The organism is Serratia surfactantfaciens (assembly GCF_001642805.2).
GTDB classification, from domain to species: Bacteria; Pseudomonadota; Gammaproteobacteria; order Enterobacterales; family Enterobacteriaceae; genus Serratia; species Serratia surfactantfaciens.
On sequence record NZ_CP016948.1, the window covers coordinates 1,110,490 to 1,127,288 of the forward strand.

A 16,799-nucleotide genomic window follows, 5' to 3' on the forward strand; every position below is an offset into this window, starting at 1 on the left:
TCGTTTATCAGAATTGGAGAGTTTTGTTCACATGGTGGATTCCCTGACGTTACAACCGGTTGCCCTGGTCAATGGCACCGTCAACTTACCCGGCTCCAAGAGCGTTTCTAACCGCGCTCTGCTGCTGGCTGCGCTGGCGAAAGGAACGACCCGGCTGACCAACCTGCTGGACAGCGACGACGTGCGTCATATGCTGAACGCGCTGCAGGCGTTGGGCGTGAGCTATCAGCTTTCCGCTGACCGCACCGTGTGCGAAGTGACCGGCGTGGCCGGCCCGTTGGTGGCCGAACGGCCGCTGGAACTGTTCCTCGGCAATGCCGGCACCGCGATGCGCCCGTTGGCGGCGGCGCTGTGCCTCGGCGAAGGCGACGTGGTGTTGACCGGTGAACCGCGCATGAAAGAGCGCCCGATCGGCCATCTGGTGGATGCGTTGCGCCAGGGCGGGGCGCAGATTGACTACCTCGAGCAGACCGATTACCCGCCGATTCGCCTGCGCGGCGGCTTCCAGGGCGGCGACGTCACCGTCGACGGCAGCGTCTCCAGCCAGTTCCTGACCGCGTTGCTGATGACCGCGCCGCTGGCGCCGCAGGATACGCAGATCCACATCAAGGGCGAGCTGGTCTCCAAGCCGTACATCGACATCACGCTGCATCTGATGCGCACCTTCGGTGTAGCGGTCAGCCACGACAACTATCGGGTGTTCCATATCCAGGGGCGCCAGACGTATATCGCGCCGGGCGATTACCTGGTTGAGGGCGACGCCTCTTCCGCCTCTTACTTCCTGGCGGCGGCGGCGATCAAGGGCGGCACCGTGCGTGTGACCGGCATTGGTCGCAAAAGCGTGCAGGGCGACACCAAGTTCGCCGACGTGCTGGAGAAAATGGGCGCGCGCATCACCTGGGGCGACGATTTCATCGAGTGCAGCCGCGGTGAACTGCGCGGCATCGACATGGACATGAACCACATTCCGGACGCGGCGATGACCATCGCCACCGCGGCGCTGTTCGCCGAGGGGCCGACCACCATCCGCAATATCTACAACTGGCGGGTGAAGGAGACCGATCGTCTGGCGGCGATGGCCACCGAGCTGCGCAAGGTCGGGGCGGAAGTGGATGAAGGCGAAGACTACATTCACGTAGTGCCGCCGGCCAAGCTGCAGTTCGCCGAGATAGGCACCTACAACGATCACCGCATGGCGATGTGTTTCTCGCTGGTGGCACTGTCGGATACCCCGGTCACCATTCTCGATCCGAAATGCACCGCGAAAACCTTCCCTGACTATTTCGAACAGCTGGCGCGCATCAGCCAGCCGGCGTAACCCGTCAAATCGTTTATTTTAAGGCCCCTTTGCGGGCCTTTATCATTTTTAACCTTTGGCGACCGGCGTTTCTTCTATACTTTTTCGCGGTTGTGCGCTTATTTTCAACAACCGGACAGTTCCAGGGTAACAGATCGCCGTAGGGCAGCGTATAATACGCCACCGTATTTGCCCCTGATTGGGCAGGTGACAGAGAGTGCGGCGCGCGGGCCTTGAGCCGAAGCACGCCGTGTCTCTGTGAGGTTTTCTACCTGAAGGAGAGAGAAATGACGGCTACAGCCCCGGTGATAACCGTTGATGGACCAAGTGGCGCAGGCAAAGGCACGCTGTGTAAAGCGTTGGCCGAGTCCCTTGGTTGGCGTTTGCTGGACTCCGGCGCGATCTATCGCGTGCTGGCGCTGGCGGCGTTGCATCATCAGGTGGATATCACTTCTGAGGAAGCGCTGGTTCCGCTGGCCGCACATCTCGATGTTCGCTTCGTTGCCCAGGACGGCAAGCTGCAGGTGATTTTGGAAGGTGAGGACGTCAGCAACGAGATCCGCACCGAAACCGTCGGCAACACCGCGTCGCAAGCGGCGGCGTTTCCGCGCGTGCGCGAGGCGCTGCTGCGCCGCCAGCGTGCATTCCGCGAGGCGCCCGGCCTGATTGCCGATGGCCGCGACATGGGCACGGTGGTGTTCCCGGACGCGCCGGTCAAGATTTTCCTCGACGCCAGCTCGGAGGAGCGCGCGCACCGCCGCATGCTGCAGTTGCAGGAGAAGGGCTTTAATGTTAACTTTGAACGTCTTTTAGCCGAGATAAAGGAACGGGACGACCGTGACCGTAATCGGCCTATCGCGCCTCTGGTGCCCGCTTCAGACGCCCTCGTGCTGGATTCTACCAGCATGTCGATCGAAGAAGTAATCCGGCAGGCGTTGACGTATGCACAGAAAGTGTTGGCGTTGCCGCAGCGATAAGCGCGGCGGCGCTATTGGCTTTTTGTCATATTTGTCATAGCGGTATCGCAATATATCGGGTAAAATTTTACCCCTGTAACCTTAAACCCTGTCGGCATGGAGCCAATGGCGGGGTATGTGAAACAACCCCATTCGGCGGGATGCTAAATGGACGTTAAACTAAAGAACCCTGAAGATTAACAACATGACTGAATCTTTCGCTCAACTCTTTGAAGAATCCTTAAAAGAAATCGAAACCCGCCCGGGTTCCATCGTTCGTGGCGTCGTTGTTGCTATCGACAAAGATATCGTACTGGTTGACGCCGGTCTGAAATCTGAGTCTGCCATCCCGGCTGAGCAATTCAAAAACGCCCAGGGCGAGCTGGAAATCCAGGTTGGTGACGAAGTTGACGTTGCTCTGGATGCTGTTGAAGACGGCTTCGGTGAAACCCTGCTGTCCCGTGAGAAAGCTAAGCGTCACGAAGCTTGGATCACGCTGGAAAAAGCCTACGAAGAAGCTGAGACTGTAACCGGTGTTATCAACGGCAAAGTGAAGGGTGGCTTCACCGTCGAGCTGAACGGCATCCGCGCGTTCCTGCCAGGTTCCCTGGTTGACGTGCGTCCGGTACGTGACACTCTGCACCTGGAAGGCAAAGAGCTTGAGTTCAAAGTCATCAAGCTGGATCAGAAGCGCAACAACGTTGTCGTTTCTCGCCGTGCGGTTATCGAATCCGAGAACAGCGCTGAGCGCGATCAACTGCTGGAAAACCTGCAGGAAGGCATGGAAGTTAAAGGTATCGTTAAGAACCTCACTGACTACGGTGCATTCGTTGATCTGGGCGGCGTAGACGGCCTGCTGCACATCACTGACATGGCTTGGAAACGCGTTAAGCACCCAAGCGAAATCGTCAACGTTGGCGATGAAATCACTGTTAAAGTGCTGAAGTTCGACCGCGAGCGTACTCGTGTATCCCTGGGCCTGAAACAGCTGGGCGAAGATCCATGGGTTGCTATCGCGAAACGTTACCCAGAAGGCACCAAGCTGACTGGTCGTGTAACCAACCTGACTGATTACGGCTGCTTCGTAGAAATCGAAGAAGGCGTTGAAGGTCTGGTACACGTTTCTGAAATGGATTGGACCAACAAAAACATCCATCCGTCCAAAGTTGTTAACGTGGGCGACGTAGTGGAAGTGATGGTTCTGGACATCGATGAAGAACGTCGTCGTATCTCCCTGGGCCTGAAGCAGTGCAAATCCAACCCATGGCAGCAGTTCGCAGAAACCCACAACAAGGGCGACCGCGTTGAAGGTAAAATCAAGTCTATCACTGACTTCGGTATCTTCATCGGCCTGGACGGCGGCATCGACGGCCTGGTTCACCTGTCTGACATCTCCTGGAACGTTGCAGGCGAAGAAGCAGTACGTGAATACAAGAAAGGCGACGAAATCGCTGCGGTTGTTCTGCAAGTTGACGCAGAGCGCGAGCGTATTTCCCTGGGCGTGAAGCAACTGGCTGAAGACCCGTTCAATAACTACCTGTCTATGAACAAGAAAGGTGCTATTGTTACTGGTAAAGTCACTGCAGTTGACGCCAAAGGTGCTACAGTTGAATTGGCAGGCGGCGTAGAAGGTTACCTGCGTGCATCTGAAGCCTCTCGCGACCGCATTGAAGATGCAACTCTGGTTCTGAACGTAGGTGACGAAGTTGAAGCTAAATTCACCGGCGTTGACCGTAAGAACCGCGTTGTAAGCCTGTCCGTACGTGCTAAGGACGAAGCTGACGAGAAAGACGCCATCGCAACTGTTAACAACAAACAGGAAGAAGGCAACTTCTCTAACGCAATGGCTGAAGCTTTCAAAGCGGCTAAAGGCGAGTAATGACGGGGGGCGGTCTCTGGCCGCCCCGATACGGTAGTTTAGCTGCAAAGCTTGGAGGTACTATGACCAAGTCTGAACTTATTGAAAGACTTGCTGGCCAGCAATCTCATATTCCGGCGAAGGCCGTTGAGGATGCAGTGAAAGAGATGCTTGAGCACATGGCCGCTACGCTGGCCGAGGGCGAACGCATTGAGATCCGCGGATTCGGCAGTTTTTCTCTTCACTACCGTGCCCCGCGTGTAGGTCGTAACCCGAAAACCGGTGACAAAGTCGAGCTGGACGGCAAGTACGTTCCTCACTTCAAACCAGGCAAAGAGTTGCGTGACCGCGCCAATATCTATGGTTAGTCGCTGACTGCTCATAGCGTTGTTGCTTGTAAAGAATATAAAACGGTGCCTTTAAGGCGCCGTTTTTTTTCGCCTGTGGTTCTCAGCGCTCCGCTCGTGAATTGCGTACCGCGCCGCATGTGCAGTGTGGTTACTGCATAAACTTCTCTTATCCTGCCAGGTTCACCGCATCTTCGCTAAAGCCCGCTGGCGGCGGCATATCGCCTGAATAATCCTGTTTGCCTGCCGCGACGCGCTTTTGCTGATGGCGGGTAGGATGGGAGAAGAGCGATCAAACTTTCGCTGGATCTGGCGATTTTCGCCGTTATCGGCGGCATTCTGCCGCTGCTGGTTTTACCGCGGTTGCCTGAGCCATGGCTGCTGTGGCCGATATTGCTTGCCGCCGGTTTACTGCTGCGTATGCGTTGGTCGTTCTGTCGCTATTTGGCCTGTCTGGGGTTGGGATTCACATGGGCGGTTTTTAACGCCGGAACCCTGATCGGGCAAATGGAACGCTTAAGCCACGGGCCGGAGGTGACGGCGGTGGCGCAGGTAAGCAGCATCGCGCTGGAGTCCGCCGACAGCAAGCAGACATTGATGCGTATCGAGCGGATCGATGGCCATTGGCTGGTGCCTGCGCTGGCGTTTACCACCGCATGGGTTCCGCAACAGCGGCGGTTGTGCGCCGGGCAGCGTTGGCAATTGAAACTGCGTTTACGCCCGGTGCATGGCAAGCTCAATGAAGGGGGTTTCGACAGCCAGCGTTGGGCTATCGCACAGCGCCAGCCGCTGACCGGCCAGGTCAGGCAGGCTTATTTATTGGAAGGCGGTTGCAGCCTGCGCCAGCACATCATCAGCCATGCGGAAACCAATATCGGTGAGCTGCGTTACAAGGCGGTGTTGCTGGCGCTGGCGTTTGGGGAACGAACCGCGCTGGAACAGGCTTTACGCACGCTGATGCTGAAAACCGGCATTGCACATTTAATGGCCATTTCAGGGCTGCATGTAGCGATGGTCGCCATCTTGCTCTGGGCCGTGCTGCGCGGGCTGCAGTTTTTTCTTCCCGCCCACCTGATTGGCTATCGTTTTCCACTGATCGCGGGCTGGGTGGCGACGCTGATCTATGTCTGGTTGGTGGGCGCCCAGCCGCCGGCGGTGCGCTCCCTCCTGGCAATGACATTGTGGATGTCGCTGCGTCTGCGTGGGGTGCTTTGCTCTTCCTGGCAAGTGTGGCTGTGGTGTGTCGGGCTGATTTTGCTGTGCGATCCGCTGGCGGTATTGTCAGACAGCTTCTGGCTGTCGGTGTTGGCGGTAGGTTGCCTGATTTTTTGGTTTGAATGGGCGCCGCTCGGTGAACGATTTCGCTCAGCCTGGTACTGGGCGCCGGTACGCTGGTTACATATTCAACTTGGCATGACGCTGCTGCTGGTGCCGATGCAGGCCGCGTTGTTTCTGGGCCTGACGCTGACCTCATTGCCGGCTAATTTGTGGGCGGTGCCCATCGTTTCATTGATGACGGTGCCGTTGATCTTGCTGGCGGTGATCTTTGGCTTCGCTCCTTCATTAAGCTACGGGTTATGGTGGCTGGCGGACGTCACGTTGCACTGGGTGTTTGTGCCGCTGAATCATCTGCAGCATGGCTGGGTGGATTTGGGGGCCGCTTCGCTGGTGGCCAGCGCAGCGGGATGGCTTATCGTTATCTGTTGGCGATTTCATTGGTGGTGGCGCTATGCGCCGGGGCTGGCGGCGGTGGCGATATGCTGCGTGTTGTGGCGTGGCAAAGCGCCGGACTATCGTTGGCGTGTCGATATGCTTGATGTCGGGCACGGGTTGGCGGTGGTTATCGAGCAAAACGGCAAGGGGATACTGTACGATACCGGCGATCGTTGGCCCGCGGGCAGCGCTGCCGAGCGACATATCTTACCGATGCTGAACTGGCGGGATATTGAGCTGGAGCAGATCATTATCAGCCATATTCACCTCGATCATATCGGCGGGTTGCCGGCGGTGCGGCGGGCGTTTCCGCAGGCTACGGTGCGCAGCCCGATACGCGGGGAAGGGCACTTGCCCTGCGTCGCCGGTGAGCGTTGGCGCTGGCAATCGCTGCAATTCGAGGTGCTGTGGCCGCCGAAAACGCTCAAAAGGCCGGTCAATGACGACTCCTGCGTGATCCGTATCGACGATGGAAAATACAGCCTGCTGCTCACCGGCGATGCGGAAAAGAAGGCGGAGGCGCAGTTGTTACGGTTGCGGCGCGATCGTTTGGCCGCCACGGTGTTGCAGGTGGGACACCACGGCAGCAGGACGTCCTCGACGCCGCCGTTTCTGCGCGCGGTCAATCCCGAAGCGGCGCTGGCGTCCGCATCTCGTTACAACAAATGGCGATTACCGGCGCGGAAAGTGGTCGCCAGATACCGGGCAAATGGCATCCAATGGCGCGATACGACGCGCTCCGGTCAGTTATCGGTACTTTTTTTCGACAACGATTGGCAAATTAAAGGCTTTCGCGAACAATTAATGCCCCGTTGGTATCATCAGCGGTTTGGCGTAGAGGGTGATAATGAGTAAAATAGGCCGCTATTTCTTCCGATGCTGGTATTTGCATGATGAATGATAAAGATCTCTCGACCTGGCAGACGTTCCGTCGACTCTGGCCGATGATCACTCCTTTTAAGACCGGGCTGATTGTGGCCGCCATTGCGTTGATTATGAACGCAGCGGGGGACACGCTGATGCTGTCTCTGCTTAAACCGCTATTGGACGATGGGTTTGGAAAAACCGACAGCAGCGTGCTGGTATGGATGCCGTTGGCGGTCATTGCGCTGATGTTGATGCGTGGCGTGACCAGCTTTGTTTCAAGCTACTGCATTTCCTGGGTTTCCGGCATGGTAGTGATGCAGATGCGTCGCCGCCTATTTGGCCACATGATGAGAATGCCGGTGGCCTTCTTCGATCAGCAGTCCACCGGGACTCTGCTGTCGCGCATCACCTATGATTCCGAGCAGGTGGCTTCCTCCTCCTCCAGCGCGCTGGTGACCGTGGTGCGGGAAGGGGCCTCGATCATTGGCCTGTTCATCATGATGTTCTACTACAGCTGGCAGCTGTCGGTGATCCTGATCGTGCTGGCGCCGATCGTTTCCATCGCCATTCGCCTGGTGTCCAAGCGTTTCCGCAACATCAGCAAGAACATGCAGAACACCATGGGGCAGGTCACCACCAGCGCCGAACAGATGCTGAAAGGCCATAAAGAAGTGCTGATCTTCGGTGGCCAGCAGGTGGAAACCGAGCGCTTTAACTCGGTGAGCAACCGCATGCGCCAACAGGGCATGAAACTGGTGTCCGCGTCTTCGATCTCCGATCCGATCATTCAGTTGATCGCTTCGCTGGCGCTGGCGTTCGTGCTGTTTGCCGCCAGCTTCCCAAGCGTGATGGAAACCCTGACCGCCGGTACCATTACCGTGGTGTTCTCGTCGATGATCGCGCTTATGCGTCCTCTGAAATCGCTGACCAACGTCAATGCCCAGTTCCAGCGTGGGATGGCGGCCTGCCAGACGCTGTTCTCCATTTTGGATATGGAACAGGAAAAAGACACCGGCACCCGTGAAGTGAAGCGTGCGAAAGGCGATATCGAATTCCGCAATGTCACCTTCTACTACCCGGCCAAAGAAACGCCGGCGCTGCGTGACATCAACCTGAAAATCGCTGAAGGCAAGACCGTGGCGCTGGTAGGGCGTTCGGGGTCAGGTAAATCCACCATCGCCAACCTGCTGACGCGTTTCTACGATATCCAGGAAGGCGAAATCCTGATGGATGGCCACGATCTGCGGGAATACACGCTGGCTTCGCTGCGCAATCAGGTGGCGCTGGTCTCGCAAAACGTGCACCTGTTCAACGACACCATCGCCAACAACATCGCCTATGCGCGCGAAAGCGAATACAGCCGCGAGCAGATTGAGAAAGCGGCCGAAATGGCGTACGCGATGGACTTCATCAACAAGATGGAAAACGGCCTGGACACGGTGATCGGTGAAAATGGCGTGATGCTTTCTGGCGGCCAACGTCAGCGTATCGCCATCGCGCGTGCGCTGCTGCGCGACTGCCCGATCCTGATCCTGGATGAGGCCACTTCTGCGCTGGATACGGAATCCGAACGCGCCATTCAGGCTGCGCTGGACGAACTGCAGAAAGACCGCACTTCGCTGGTGATCGCGCACCGTTTGTCGACCATTGAGAAGGCGGACGAGATCCTGGTGGTGGAAGATGGGCGCATCGTCGAACGCGGCGAGCACGCTGAGTTGCTTGAACAGCACGGCGCCTATTCGCAGCTGCACCGCATGCAGTTTGGCCAATAATGATCGAGCGCATTTGGTCCGGCGGATCGCTGCTTTATCTGGCGCTGCTGCCGCTCTCCTGGCTGTATGGCCTGTTCAGTTGGCTGATTCGCCTAAGCTATCGCTGCGGCCTGCGCAAAAGCTGGCGCGCGCCGGTGCCGGTGGTGGTGGTGGGCAACCTCACCGCCGGCGGCAACGGCAAAACCCCGATGGTGATCTGGCTGGTGGAACACCTGCAGCAGCGGGGCTACCGCGTTGGCGTGGTGTCGCGCGGCTACGGCGGCAAGTCGGCAGTCTATCCCCTGGTGCTCAGTCGGAATACTTCAACCCGTGAGGCGGGGGATGAGCCGGTGCTGATTTATCAGCGCACCGGGGCGCCTGTGGCGATCGCGCCCAAGCGGGCTGAGGCGGTGCAGGCATTGCTGCAGCAACAACCGTTGGATGTGATCATCACCGATGACGGCTTGCAGCACTATGCTTTGCAGCGCGATTTCGAGCTGGTGGTTATCGACGGCGTGCGCCGTTTCGGCAACGGTTGGTGGTTGCCGGCCGGGCCAATGCGCGAGCGCGCCGCACGGCTTGCCAGCGTCGACGCGCGCGTCGCCAACGGCGGCGTGGCGCAGGCTGGGGAGATCGCCATGCGCTTGCAGGCGCGTGACGCGGTTAATCTGCTGAGCGGTGAACGCCGCCCGGCGGCCGAGTTGCCGCGCGTGGTGGCGATGGCAGGCATCGGCCATCCGCCGCGTTTCTTCGCGACGCTAGAAAAGTTGAACGTCGACGTTGTGCAGGAAGTGGCGTTCGCCGATCATCAGGAATATCAGCAGGCGCAGTTGGCGGCACTGGTCTGTGCAGACCAAACGCTGCTGATGACGGAGAAAGACGCGGTGAAGTGTCGCGCCTTTGCTCAGCCCAATTGGTGGTATTTACCGGTTGATGCGGTGCTGCCGTCCGCTCAGGCTGAGCAACTGCTGCAGGATATCGAATCCCTGCTGACTAAATAACCTCAGGATGCCAGCGTGGCAAGCCCCAGGGCTTGTGCGCAGGCCTCCAGCGAACGCTGCTGGGTCTGCTGATACAGCGCTAGTTCATCGATCACCTCACTGCCCAACGCTTGTTCAAACGCCGCCCGGCTGGAAACCGCGTTGTACTGCGCGTGACGGCTGTCCCCCAGATTCGACTGGAAAATCCCCGCAGCGCTGACCGGTAGAAAATCTTCATACACCAGCGGTTGGAAGCGAACGTGTTCTTTCGCGATCAGCTGCTCCAGTGTGCTGTGTTTATCCAGCGATTCTTTGGCCGCCAGGCCGCATTCGGTCGGGAAGTAGCGGAACCAGGCCAGCTGCTGCTCGCGCAGCGTGGCGTAATCATCCGGAAACGCCCGGAAGTTTTCTTCCAGCAGTTGATAGTAGCGTTCCGCATTTTTCTCGCTCGGCGGCGCCTGCAGCGCATCGTTGGTCGCTTGCAGCAGGCGATCGTAGAGTTCACGGCCTTTAGGTGTCAGCGCCACGCCGCGCTGTTCGATTTCGCCGAAGCGTGCGGTATGGTGACCGGCGACGGCGTGGCCATCTCGCTCAACGAAATCGACGCTTTCCTCCAATGCTTTGAAGCTGGTTTGGCGCAGCAGGATTGCACGGCGGCGGCGCGGCGGGCCCTCGATAACCGCCTTAGGCGTAATGCCGCGGCCGGGCATCGCCTGCTGAACGCGATCGATATCCAGCGTGCGCGGCGTCAGGTGGTTGATATGCGGCCCTTTAAACGCCACCACGTCGGCGATCAGGCGATGTTGATCGTGCAACTGTCGGTATTCTTCGGCGCTGACCGTCGCCTGATTGTGCCAGCGGAAGGTTTCCAGCGCTTGCTCGACAAACTCTTGCGCCTGCGTTTCGTTCAATCCGCCTTGCGTTTCTTGCAGCGCGATCAGTTCCAGCGCGCGTTCGGTAAAGATGCGGCGGCGCGCCAGCAAGCGCTCGGCCAGCTCACGCAGCGCGAGATCTTCAATCAGTTCCAGGCGCAGCAGTGAGGTGAATACGCGGAATGGGCTGACCTGCAGCGCGTCTTCGTGTACGGCGCGAAAGGCGGTGGAGTGCACCGGAACGCCCGCCACCGACAGATCATAGTAGCCGACCGGCGCCATGCCCATCACCCGGAACAGGCGGCGCAGGGTGGCCAACTCGTCCGCGGTGCCGACGCGGATTGCGCCGTGGCGCTCCATCGCCAGGCGCTCGATCTCGCCGGTAATTTGCAGTTGATGGGCCAGTGCGGCATCTTCGCGCAGAACCTGTCGGTTGGTTTCCGCCACCAGTTCCAGCAGATCGCCGTACAGCGGTACCTCTTTTTGGTACATGTCCGACATGGCGTGAGAGAATCTGGCGCGGATTTCATTAGGTGAAACGAACTGCTGGGCGGTCATGCGCATAGCTCCTTGATTCAGCATAATCTGAAAAATCGTGTTTTTAGCGGCAAAAGTGCTGGCGAAAAAGCCGTCTGCCTTGTTTTCCCCTCAAGTTTAGCCATCTGATTTGGGATTTGTTATAGACGCGCCAAGCATATTAGAGTTTTATGCGTTAGCTCTCATTTGCAGCGTACGGACGGGCAAAGGATGCCCTGGCGAGGGGGCGGATGCGGCGGATGGGCTGCGGCGAACGATAAATTAATTCATGTATATTCAGCAGGATAAAAATAAATTCGGCGTAATGGCGAATTTAATGCAATAAACCTCTTGTGCATTCATCATTTTTATGAGTAAATGCAAGTCGGCCTGTAATCCAGACCTATTTATGTTCGAGTTTAGAGTTAAGCAGTTCCTCCAAAAACGTTATCATCCGATTCCGCTTCAAAGACGAACCTTCTAAGTACCTCCCATAAGTAATGTTTCTGAAATGGCCCCAATTGCCTCTTATGGCAGGTTTTGTAAATATATTTAAAGGTAAATGTAATGTCTAAGAAGACTGGTCAGGTTAAGTGGTTCAACGAAAGCAAAGGTTTTGGTTTCATTGAGCAGAACGACGGCGGCAAAGATGTATTCGTACACTTCTCCGCAATCATGACCGACGGTTTCAAGACCCTGGCTGAAGGCCAGCGTGTCGAGTACACCATCCAGGACAGCCCGCGCGGGCCGGCTGCCGCCAACGTTGTTGCTCTGTAAGAATACAGGGAACGCGTATAAGAGATCTTAATACAACCATGGTGACGCCTCAGCGCTGAGTCATGCGGAAGATATTAAGTTCAACAAGCCCGCCTTAGTGCGGGTTTTTTATTTTTTGCTCACGAGAGGTTTGTTACGAAAAACTTTAGGATGGGCTGGTAGCGTCCAGACAATATAAAAAATGACGTTGTCAAGGATGCTCAAGTAAAAGGATATGAGTTATGTTTAAAAATACCGTGTTAAAAATGGGCCGTGTGAAATGGTTTAATCAGGCCGAAGGCTATGGTTTTATTTCACCGGTAGATGGCAGCGACGAAATCTATGTCAATCGCAACGCTATCGCCAACACCAAAAATAAGTCGTTGAACGAAGGTCAGAACGTTGAGTTCTCGATCTATCGCAGCTCGCATGGGCTGTCCGCGGCAGACGTTATCGCGTTCTGATCGCACCCTCCTTCCTCGCCAGTGCCGGTGTCGCCACCCGCATGCACTGGCGAAGATAAATCCCTCGATATCCACTATTATCAGGCCATTGCCTACTCGTCACGGATATCAGGATGACCACCCCGATGATTTCCCTTACCGCCGCTCGCGCGCTGCACCTTGCCGCCCAGGGGTTGCTTTCTCCGCTTAAACGCCAGGCTCGGCCCGATGACATCGTGAGCGCGATCCGGCGCATGGGGCTGTTACAAATCGATACCATTAGCGTTGTCGCCCGCAGCCCGTATCTGGTGTTGTTCAGCCGCCTGGGGGCCTATCAGCCGGAATGGCTGGAGCAGGCGCTCGCCGGCCGCCAGCTGTTCGAATATTGGGCGCACGAGGCCTGCTTCCTGCCGATCGAGGATTTTGGTCTGTTGCGACATCGCATGTTGGCGCCCCATGACATGGGTTGGAAATACTCCGCCGACTGGGTGCGGCAGCATCAAGCGGCGATGGAAAGTCTGTTGCGGCACATCGAACGACAGGGGCCGGTGCGTTCCGCGGATTTCAGCGCCGAGAAGAAGGGCAACAGCGGGTGGTGGGACTGGAAGCCGGAGAAACGGCACCTGGAGATCCTGTTTACCGCCGGCAAACTGATGGTGGCCGAACGCCGCAACTTCCACCGGGTTTACGATCTGACCGAAAGGCTGCTTCCGGCCTGGGACGATGCGCGCCATACGCTGCCTGTAGAGCAGGCGCGCCGACAGATGCTGCGCCGTACCTGCCGCTATCTGGGCATTTTTCGCGCCGAATGGTTGGCGGATTATTATCGCTTGAAGCGCGTGGCGCCAAAAGCCTTGCTGGCCGAGTTGCAGGAGCAGGGAGAGATTACGCCGGTGCGGGTAGCGGAGCTGGAAGGGCAGTTCTATGTGCATGAATCACTGGCGGAACTGCTGCCGCTGGCGGAGCAGGGCAAGCTCAAATCGACGGTCACCAGCCTGCTGTCGCCTTTTGATCCGGTGGTTTGGGATCGCCGCCGTGCGCTGGAGCTGTTCGGCTTTGACTATCGTCTGGAGTGTTACACGCCGAAAGAAAAACGCCGCTACGGTTACTTCACGTTGCCGGTGCTGCATCGCGGTGAGCTGGTGGGGCGAATTGACGCCAAGGCACACCGCCGCCAGGGCGTATTCGAGATCATCAGTTTCCATGCCGAGCCTCAGGTGCGCTTCGGCAAACAGCGGGCGCAGGATATCCGGCAAGCCATCGCACGCACGGCCAAATGGCACGGTGCTCAACGCGTAGCGCTGGGCGACATTCCGGCGGCGCTGGCCGCTGAATGGGGAGCTGGCTGGGAAGTGGGATAACGAGCGACGCCGTCGGTGGGGTAAAACGAAGTACCGCGTCGCTCGTTACAAAGGGGCTCAGTGGCTGTAGTTAGCGAACAGAGCGATGATCTTATGCAGACGTTTGATCACGTATCACTGCCTTTTTGTGATTTGTATCACAAAATTCTACGCCGGGATGCGCCGCAGTTCAAGCCGTTGCGCCGGCGTCGTGAGGAAATATCGGCGGGTGGACGCCGCCGGTGATTAACCTGAGGCCGGACGTTATGCTATCCTCATCCCCTTTCCCAGATGACCTATCCCCTTGCGGAGGATGCATGGACCACCGTTTACTCGAAATCGTTGCCTGCCCGGTATGCAACGGCAAACTCTATTTCAATAAAGAAAACCAGGAACTGGTGTGCAAAGCGGACGGGCTGGCTTACCCGCTGCGCGATGGCATTCCGGTGCTGTTGGAAAATGAAGCGCGTGCGCTGTCGCTGGACGAGAAGCACGCATGAGTTTTATCGCTATTATCCCTGCTCGCTACGCCTCGACCCGTTTGCCGGGCAAACCGCTGGCCGATATTCACGGCAAACCGATGGTGGTGCACGTGATGGAGCGCGCCCGTGAGTCCGGCGCCAGCCGCGTCATCGTGGCGACCGATCACCCTGAAGTCGCCAAAGCGGTGGAAGCCGCCGGCGGTGAAGTGTGCATGACCAGTCCGGATCATCATTCCGGCACCGAGCGTTTGGCGGAAGTGATCGCGCATTACGGCTTTGCCGACGACCAGATCATTGTCAACGTGCAGGGCGATGAGCCGCTGATCCCGCCGGTGATCGTGCGGCAGGTGGCGGAGAACCTGGCGGGCAGCCAGGCCGGCATGGCGACGCTGGCGGTGCCGATCGACAGCGCCGAAGAAGCTTTCAATCCTAATGCGGTGAAGGTCGTGATGGATGCGCAGGGTTATGCGCTCTACTTTTCGCGCGCCACCATTCCGTGGGATCGCGAGCGTTTCGCCGCGTCGAAAGAGAGCATCGGCGACAGCCTGTTGCGTCACATCGGTATCTACGCTTACCGCGCCGGCTTCGTGCGCCGCTATGTCAGCTGGGCGCCAAGTCAGCTGGAACAGATCGAGCTGTTGGAACAGCTGCGCGTACTGTGGTACGGTGAAAAAATCCACGTGGCGGTCGCGAAAGCGATCCCGAGCGTGGGGGTCGATACGCCGGAAGATCTCCAGCGCGTGCGCGACAGCATTCAACCCTGAGCCTGAGTTCGTCGGCGCGCTGCGCAACGCGCCGACGATGCAATACCCCCTATCTGATCCCCGTTTTGTTGATCTGCGTTGAAGTATTTTTCCGCTCACCGTTCGATGATGTTACGCATCCCCCTTATTAGCCTGAGGTGAATGCTTTATGGAGCAGTTACGCGCCGAACTGAGCATTGTGCTGGGTGAGTCCATCAGCCGGCTGGAACGGGTGAGCGAGCAGCCTTACGCACATATGTATTCCTTGTACGATCGGCAGGGCAACGCCATGCCGCTGATGGCGAAAAGCTTTATCTGTCAGGGCATCGCCCAGCAAGAGGCGTACAAGCTGTCGATGCTGGCGCGCGACGGGGATATTCGTCTGCCCACGGTGTACGGCGTGGTATGCACCCACCAGGCGCCGTATAAGGAAATTTTGCTGATCGAGCGCCTGCGCGGCGTATCGGTCGAAGCGCCGACACGTTCGCCGGATCGCTGGAACATGCTGATGGAGCAGATCGTCGATGGGATGTTGGCCTGGCACCGCATCGACAGTCACGGCAGCGTAGGCAGCGTCGATAGTACGCAGGAGAACGACTGGTTTTGCTGGTATCAGCAGCGGGTCGAAGTGCTGTGGGCGACGGTGGTCAATCTCAATACGCCGCAGTTGACCATGGCGGATCGGCGTTTGCTGTACCGCACGCGCGAAGCGCTGACCCATTTCTTCGTCGGTTTCGACGATCCCTGCGTGCTGGTGCATGGCAACCTGTCGCTGCGCAGCATGCTGAAAGATCCCAAAACCGATCAGCTGCTGGCGATGCTGAATCCCGGCGTGGTGCTGTGGGCACCGCGCGAATACGATCTTTTCCGCCTTTGCGAGGCGGGCATGCCCAGCCAACTGCTGTTCAGCTATCTGCAGCGGGCGCCGGTCGCCGATTCATTCCTGGCGCGACGCTGGCTGTACGTGGTGTGGGAAGCGGTAGGGCGTTTGATACATACCGGCCAGCTGGAGCGGCGGCCGTTCGACTCTGCGTCGCAACAGCTGCTGCCCTGGCTGGCCGGTTGAACGGAACTTACTCGGCGCCGGCGTGATCCGCGCCTTTCAGCCATTGCCACAGGCTGCCCAGCGTTTCATACCAGGCGCGCTCGGTATGGCCGAGGAACATCGACGACGGCGTGGCGCGATCCCAGATATTCAGCGGCGAGTTGATCGCCAACTGGTTGGCCGGCGCCGGGATCGGGTGCAGGCCTTTCGCCTCGAAGAAGCGCATGGCGCGCGGCAGATGGTTGGCGGAGGTCACCAGAATGAACGGTTGCTCGCCGACCAACTTGGCGACCTGAGCGGCTTCTTCCTCGGTATCGCGCGGTTCCCTCAGGATCACCATATCGCTGCGCGGCACGCCCAGGCTTTCGGCCACCAGCGCCGCCGTGGCGGCGTTGCTTTGCATGCTTCCGGCGGATGCGCCGGTAAACACCATTCTGGCGCCGGGATGCGCAAGGTAAAGCCGCACGCCTTCCGTCACGCGCGGCAGGCTGTTGCCGAGCAAATTCGAGCTGGGCGCCCAATCGGGATTGTAGGTATAGCCCCCGCCCAACACCACGATGTAACTGACCGGATCGTTGCCGCGATAAGTCTGGTATTGGGCTTCGATCGGCCGCAGCAGCCGGTCGGCCACCGGCTGCAGGCTGAAAAGCAGTAAAAACAGCCAGCTCAGCGTAAAAATCGTCTTACCGCTTTTTTGCCAGCGGGTGAACCACAGCAGCAGCAGCGCCAGCCCCATCAGCAACATCAACAGCGGCAGCGGCATCAGCATGGCGCCAAAGAACTTTTTCAGGTTGAACAGCATCGAAAATCAGATCCTTTTGGGTGAAAAAGCG

The 16,799-nt window shown here is 58.0% G+C and carries 15 protein-coding genes; 13 read left to right on the forward strand and 2 right to left on the reverse strand.

The genetic code is table 11. From position 1 onward, the window contains the following. Window positions 1-31 precede the first annotated feature (31 nt). The 7 genes from aroA to lpxK all read left to right on the forward strand — a co-directional run bounded on the left by aroA (window position 32) and on the right by lpxK (window position 9,790). Window positions 32-1,318: a 3-phosphoshikimate 1-carboxyvinyltransferase gene (gene aroA / locus ATE40_RS05240; RefSeq protein ID WP_063919128.1), complete on the forward strand. Its 1,287-nt coding sequence runs from the start codon at window positions 32-34 to the stop codon at window positions 1,316-1,318. 266 nt (window positions 1,319-1,584) lie between these two features. Continuing rightward, the gene (gene cmk, locus ATE40_RS05245) at window positions 1,585-2,274 is read left to right on the forward strand and encodes a (d)CMP kinase (protein ID WP_025159679.1); all 690 of its coding nucleotides are present in this window, start codon (window positions 1,585-1,587) and stop codon (window positions 2,272-2,274) included. Between the two features lie 184 nt (window positions 2,275-2,458). After that, window positions 2,459-4,132, forward strand: a complete 1,674-nt coding sequence (gene rpsA / locus ATE40_RS05250) for a 30S ribosomal protein S1 (RefSeq protein WP_004928267.1) — start codon at window positions 2,459-2,461, stop codon at window positions 4,130-4,132. Window positions 4,133-4,194: 62 nt separating this feature from the next. Continuing rightward, window positions 4,195-4,479 carry an integration host factor subunit beta gene (ihfB, locus tag ATE40_RS24015; RefSeq protein ID WP_004928264.1) on the forward strand — a complete coding sequence of 95 codons (285 nt, stop codon included), beginning with the start codon at window positions 4,195-4,197 and terminating at the stop codon, window positions 4,477-4,479. A 270-nt stretch (window positions 4,480-4,749) separates the two neighbouring features. Continuing rightward, the gene (locus tag ATE40_RS05260; protein ID WP_084799121.1) at window positions 4,750-7,026 is read left to right on the forward strand and encodes a ComEC family protein; all 2,277 of its coding nucleotides are present in this window, start codon (window positions 4,750-4,752) and stop codon (window positions 7,024-7,026) included. Between the two features lie 35 nt (window positions 7,027-7,061). Further along, window positions 7,062-8,810, forward strand: a complete 1,749-nt coding sequence (gene msbA, locus ATE40_RS05265) for a lipid A ABC transporter ATP-binding protein/permease MsbA (RefSeq protein WP_025159678.1) — start codon at window positions 7,062-7,064, stop codon at window positions 8,808-8,810. Continuing rightward, window positions 8,810-9,790, forward strand: coding sequence for a tetraacyldisaccharide 4'-kinase (gene lpxK / locus ATE40_RS05270; protein ID WP_019454539.1), 981 nt, complete (start codon window positions 8,810-8,812; stop codon window positions 9,788-9,790). Before msbA ends, lpxK begins: the two co-directional genes overlap by 1 nt. A gap of 2 nt (window positions 9,791-9,792) precedes the next feature. Here lpxK and hglS read toward each other — a convergent pair whose 3' ends face one another. Continuing rightward, window positions 9,793-11,199 carry a 2-oxoadipate dioxygenase/decarboxylase HglS gene (gene hglS, locus ATE40_RS05275; protein ID WP_063919131.1) on the reverse strand — a complete coding sequence of 469 codons (1,407 nt, stop codon included), beginning with the start codon at window positions 11,197-11,199 and terminating at the stop codon, window positions 9,793-9,795. Between the two features lie 525 nt (window positions 11,200-11,724). Between hglS and cspE the strand changes: the two genes are divergently transcribed. The 6 genes from cspE (at window position 11,725) to ATE40_RS05305 (ending at window position 15,987) form a co-directional block, all read left to right on the forward strand. Next, complete coding sequence (gene cspE, locus ATE40_RS05280) at window positions 11,725-11,934, forward strand: transcription antiterminator/RNA stability regulator CspE (RefSeq protein ID WP_019454537.1); 210 nt, start codon at window positions 11,725-11,727, stop codon at window positions 11,932-11,934. A gap of 221 nt (window positions 11,935-12,155) precedes the next feature. Beyond that, on the forward strand, window positions 12,156-12,377 hold the full coding sequence (locus ATE40_RS05285; protein ID WP_004928241.1) for a cold-shock protein: 222 nt from the start codon (window positions 12,156-12,158) through the stop codon (window positions 12,375-12,377). Between the two features lie 113 nt (window positions 12,378-12,490). Then, a complete protein-coding gene (locus ATE40_RS05290) occupies window positions 12,491-13,717 on the forward strand; it encodes a winged helix-turn-helix domain-containing protein (protein ID WP_063919132.1) in 1,227 nt (408 codons plus the stop codon). 296 nt (window positions 13,718-14,013) lie between these two features. Continuing rightward, window positions 14,014-14,196, forward strand: coding sequence for a Trm112 family protein (locus ATE40_RS05295; RefSeq protein WP_004928237.1), 183 nt, complete (start codon window positions 14,014-14,016; stop codon window positions 14,194-14,196). Further along, window positions 14,193-14,942 carry a 3-deoxy-manno-octulosonate cytidylyltransferase gene (gene kdsB / locus ATE40_RS05300; protein WP_019454535.1) on the forward strand — a complete coding sequence of 250 codons (750 nt, stop codon included), beginning with the start codon at window positions 14,193-14,195 and terminating at the stop codon, window positions 14,940-14,942. The genes ATE40_RS05295 and kdsB overlap by 4 nt, the downstream gene beginning before the upstream one ends. 148 nt (window positions 14,943-15,090) lie before the next feature. Beyond that, a complete protein-coding gene (locus ATE40_RS05305; RefSeq protein ID WP_019454534.1) occupies window positions 15,091-15,987 on the forward strand; it encodes a YcbJ family phosphotransferase in 897 nt (298 codons plus the stop codon). A gap of 7 nt (window positions 15,988-15,994) precedes the next feature. Here ATE40_RS05305 and elyC read toward each other — a convergent pair whose 3' ends face one another. Beyond that, window positions 15,995-16,768 (reverse strand): envelope biogenesis factor ElyC, encoded by a 774-nt coding sequence (gene elyC, locus ATE40_RS05310; RefSeq protein ID WP_063919133.1) that lies wholly within the window; start codon window positions 16,766-16,768, stop codon window positions 15,995-15,997. Window positions 16,769-16,799 lie beyond the last annotated feature (31 nt).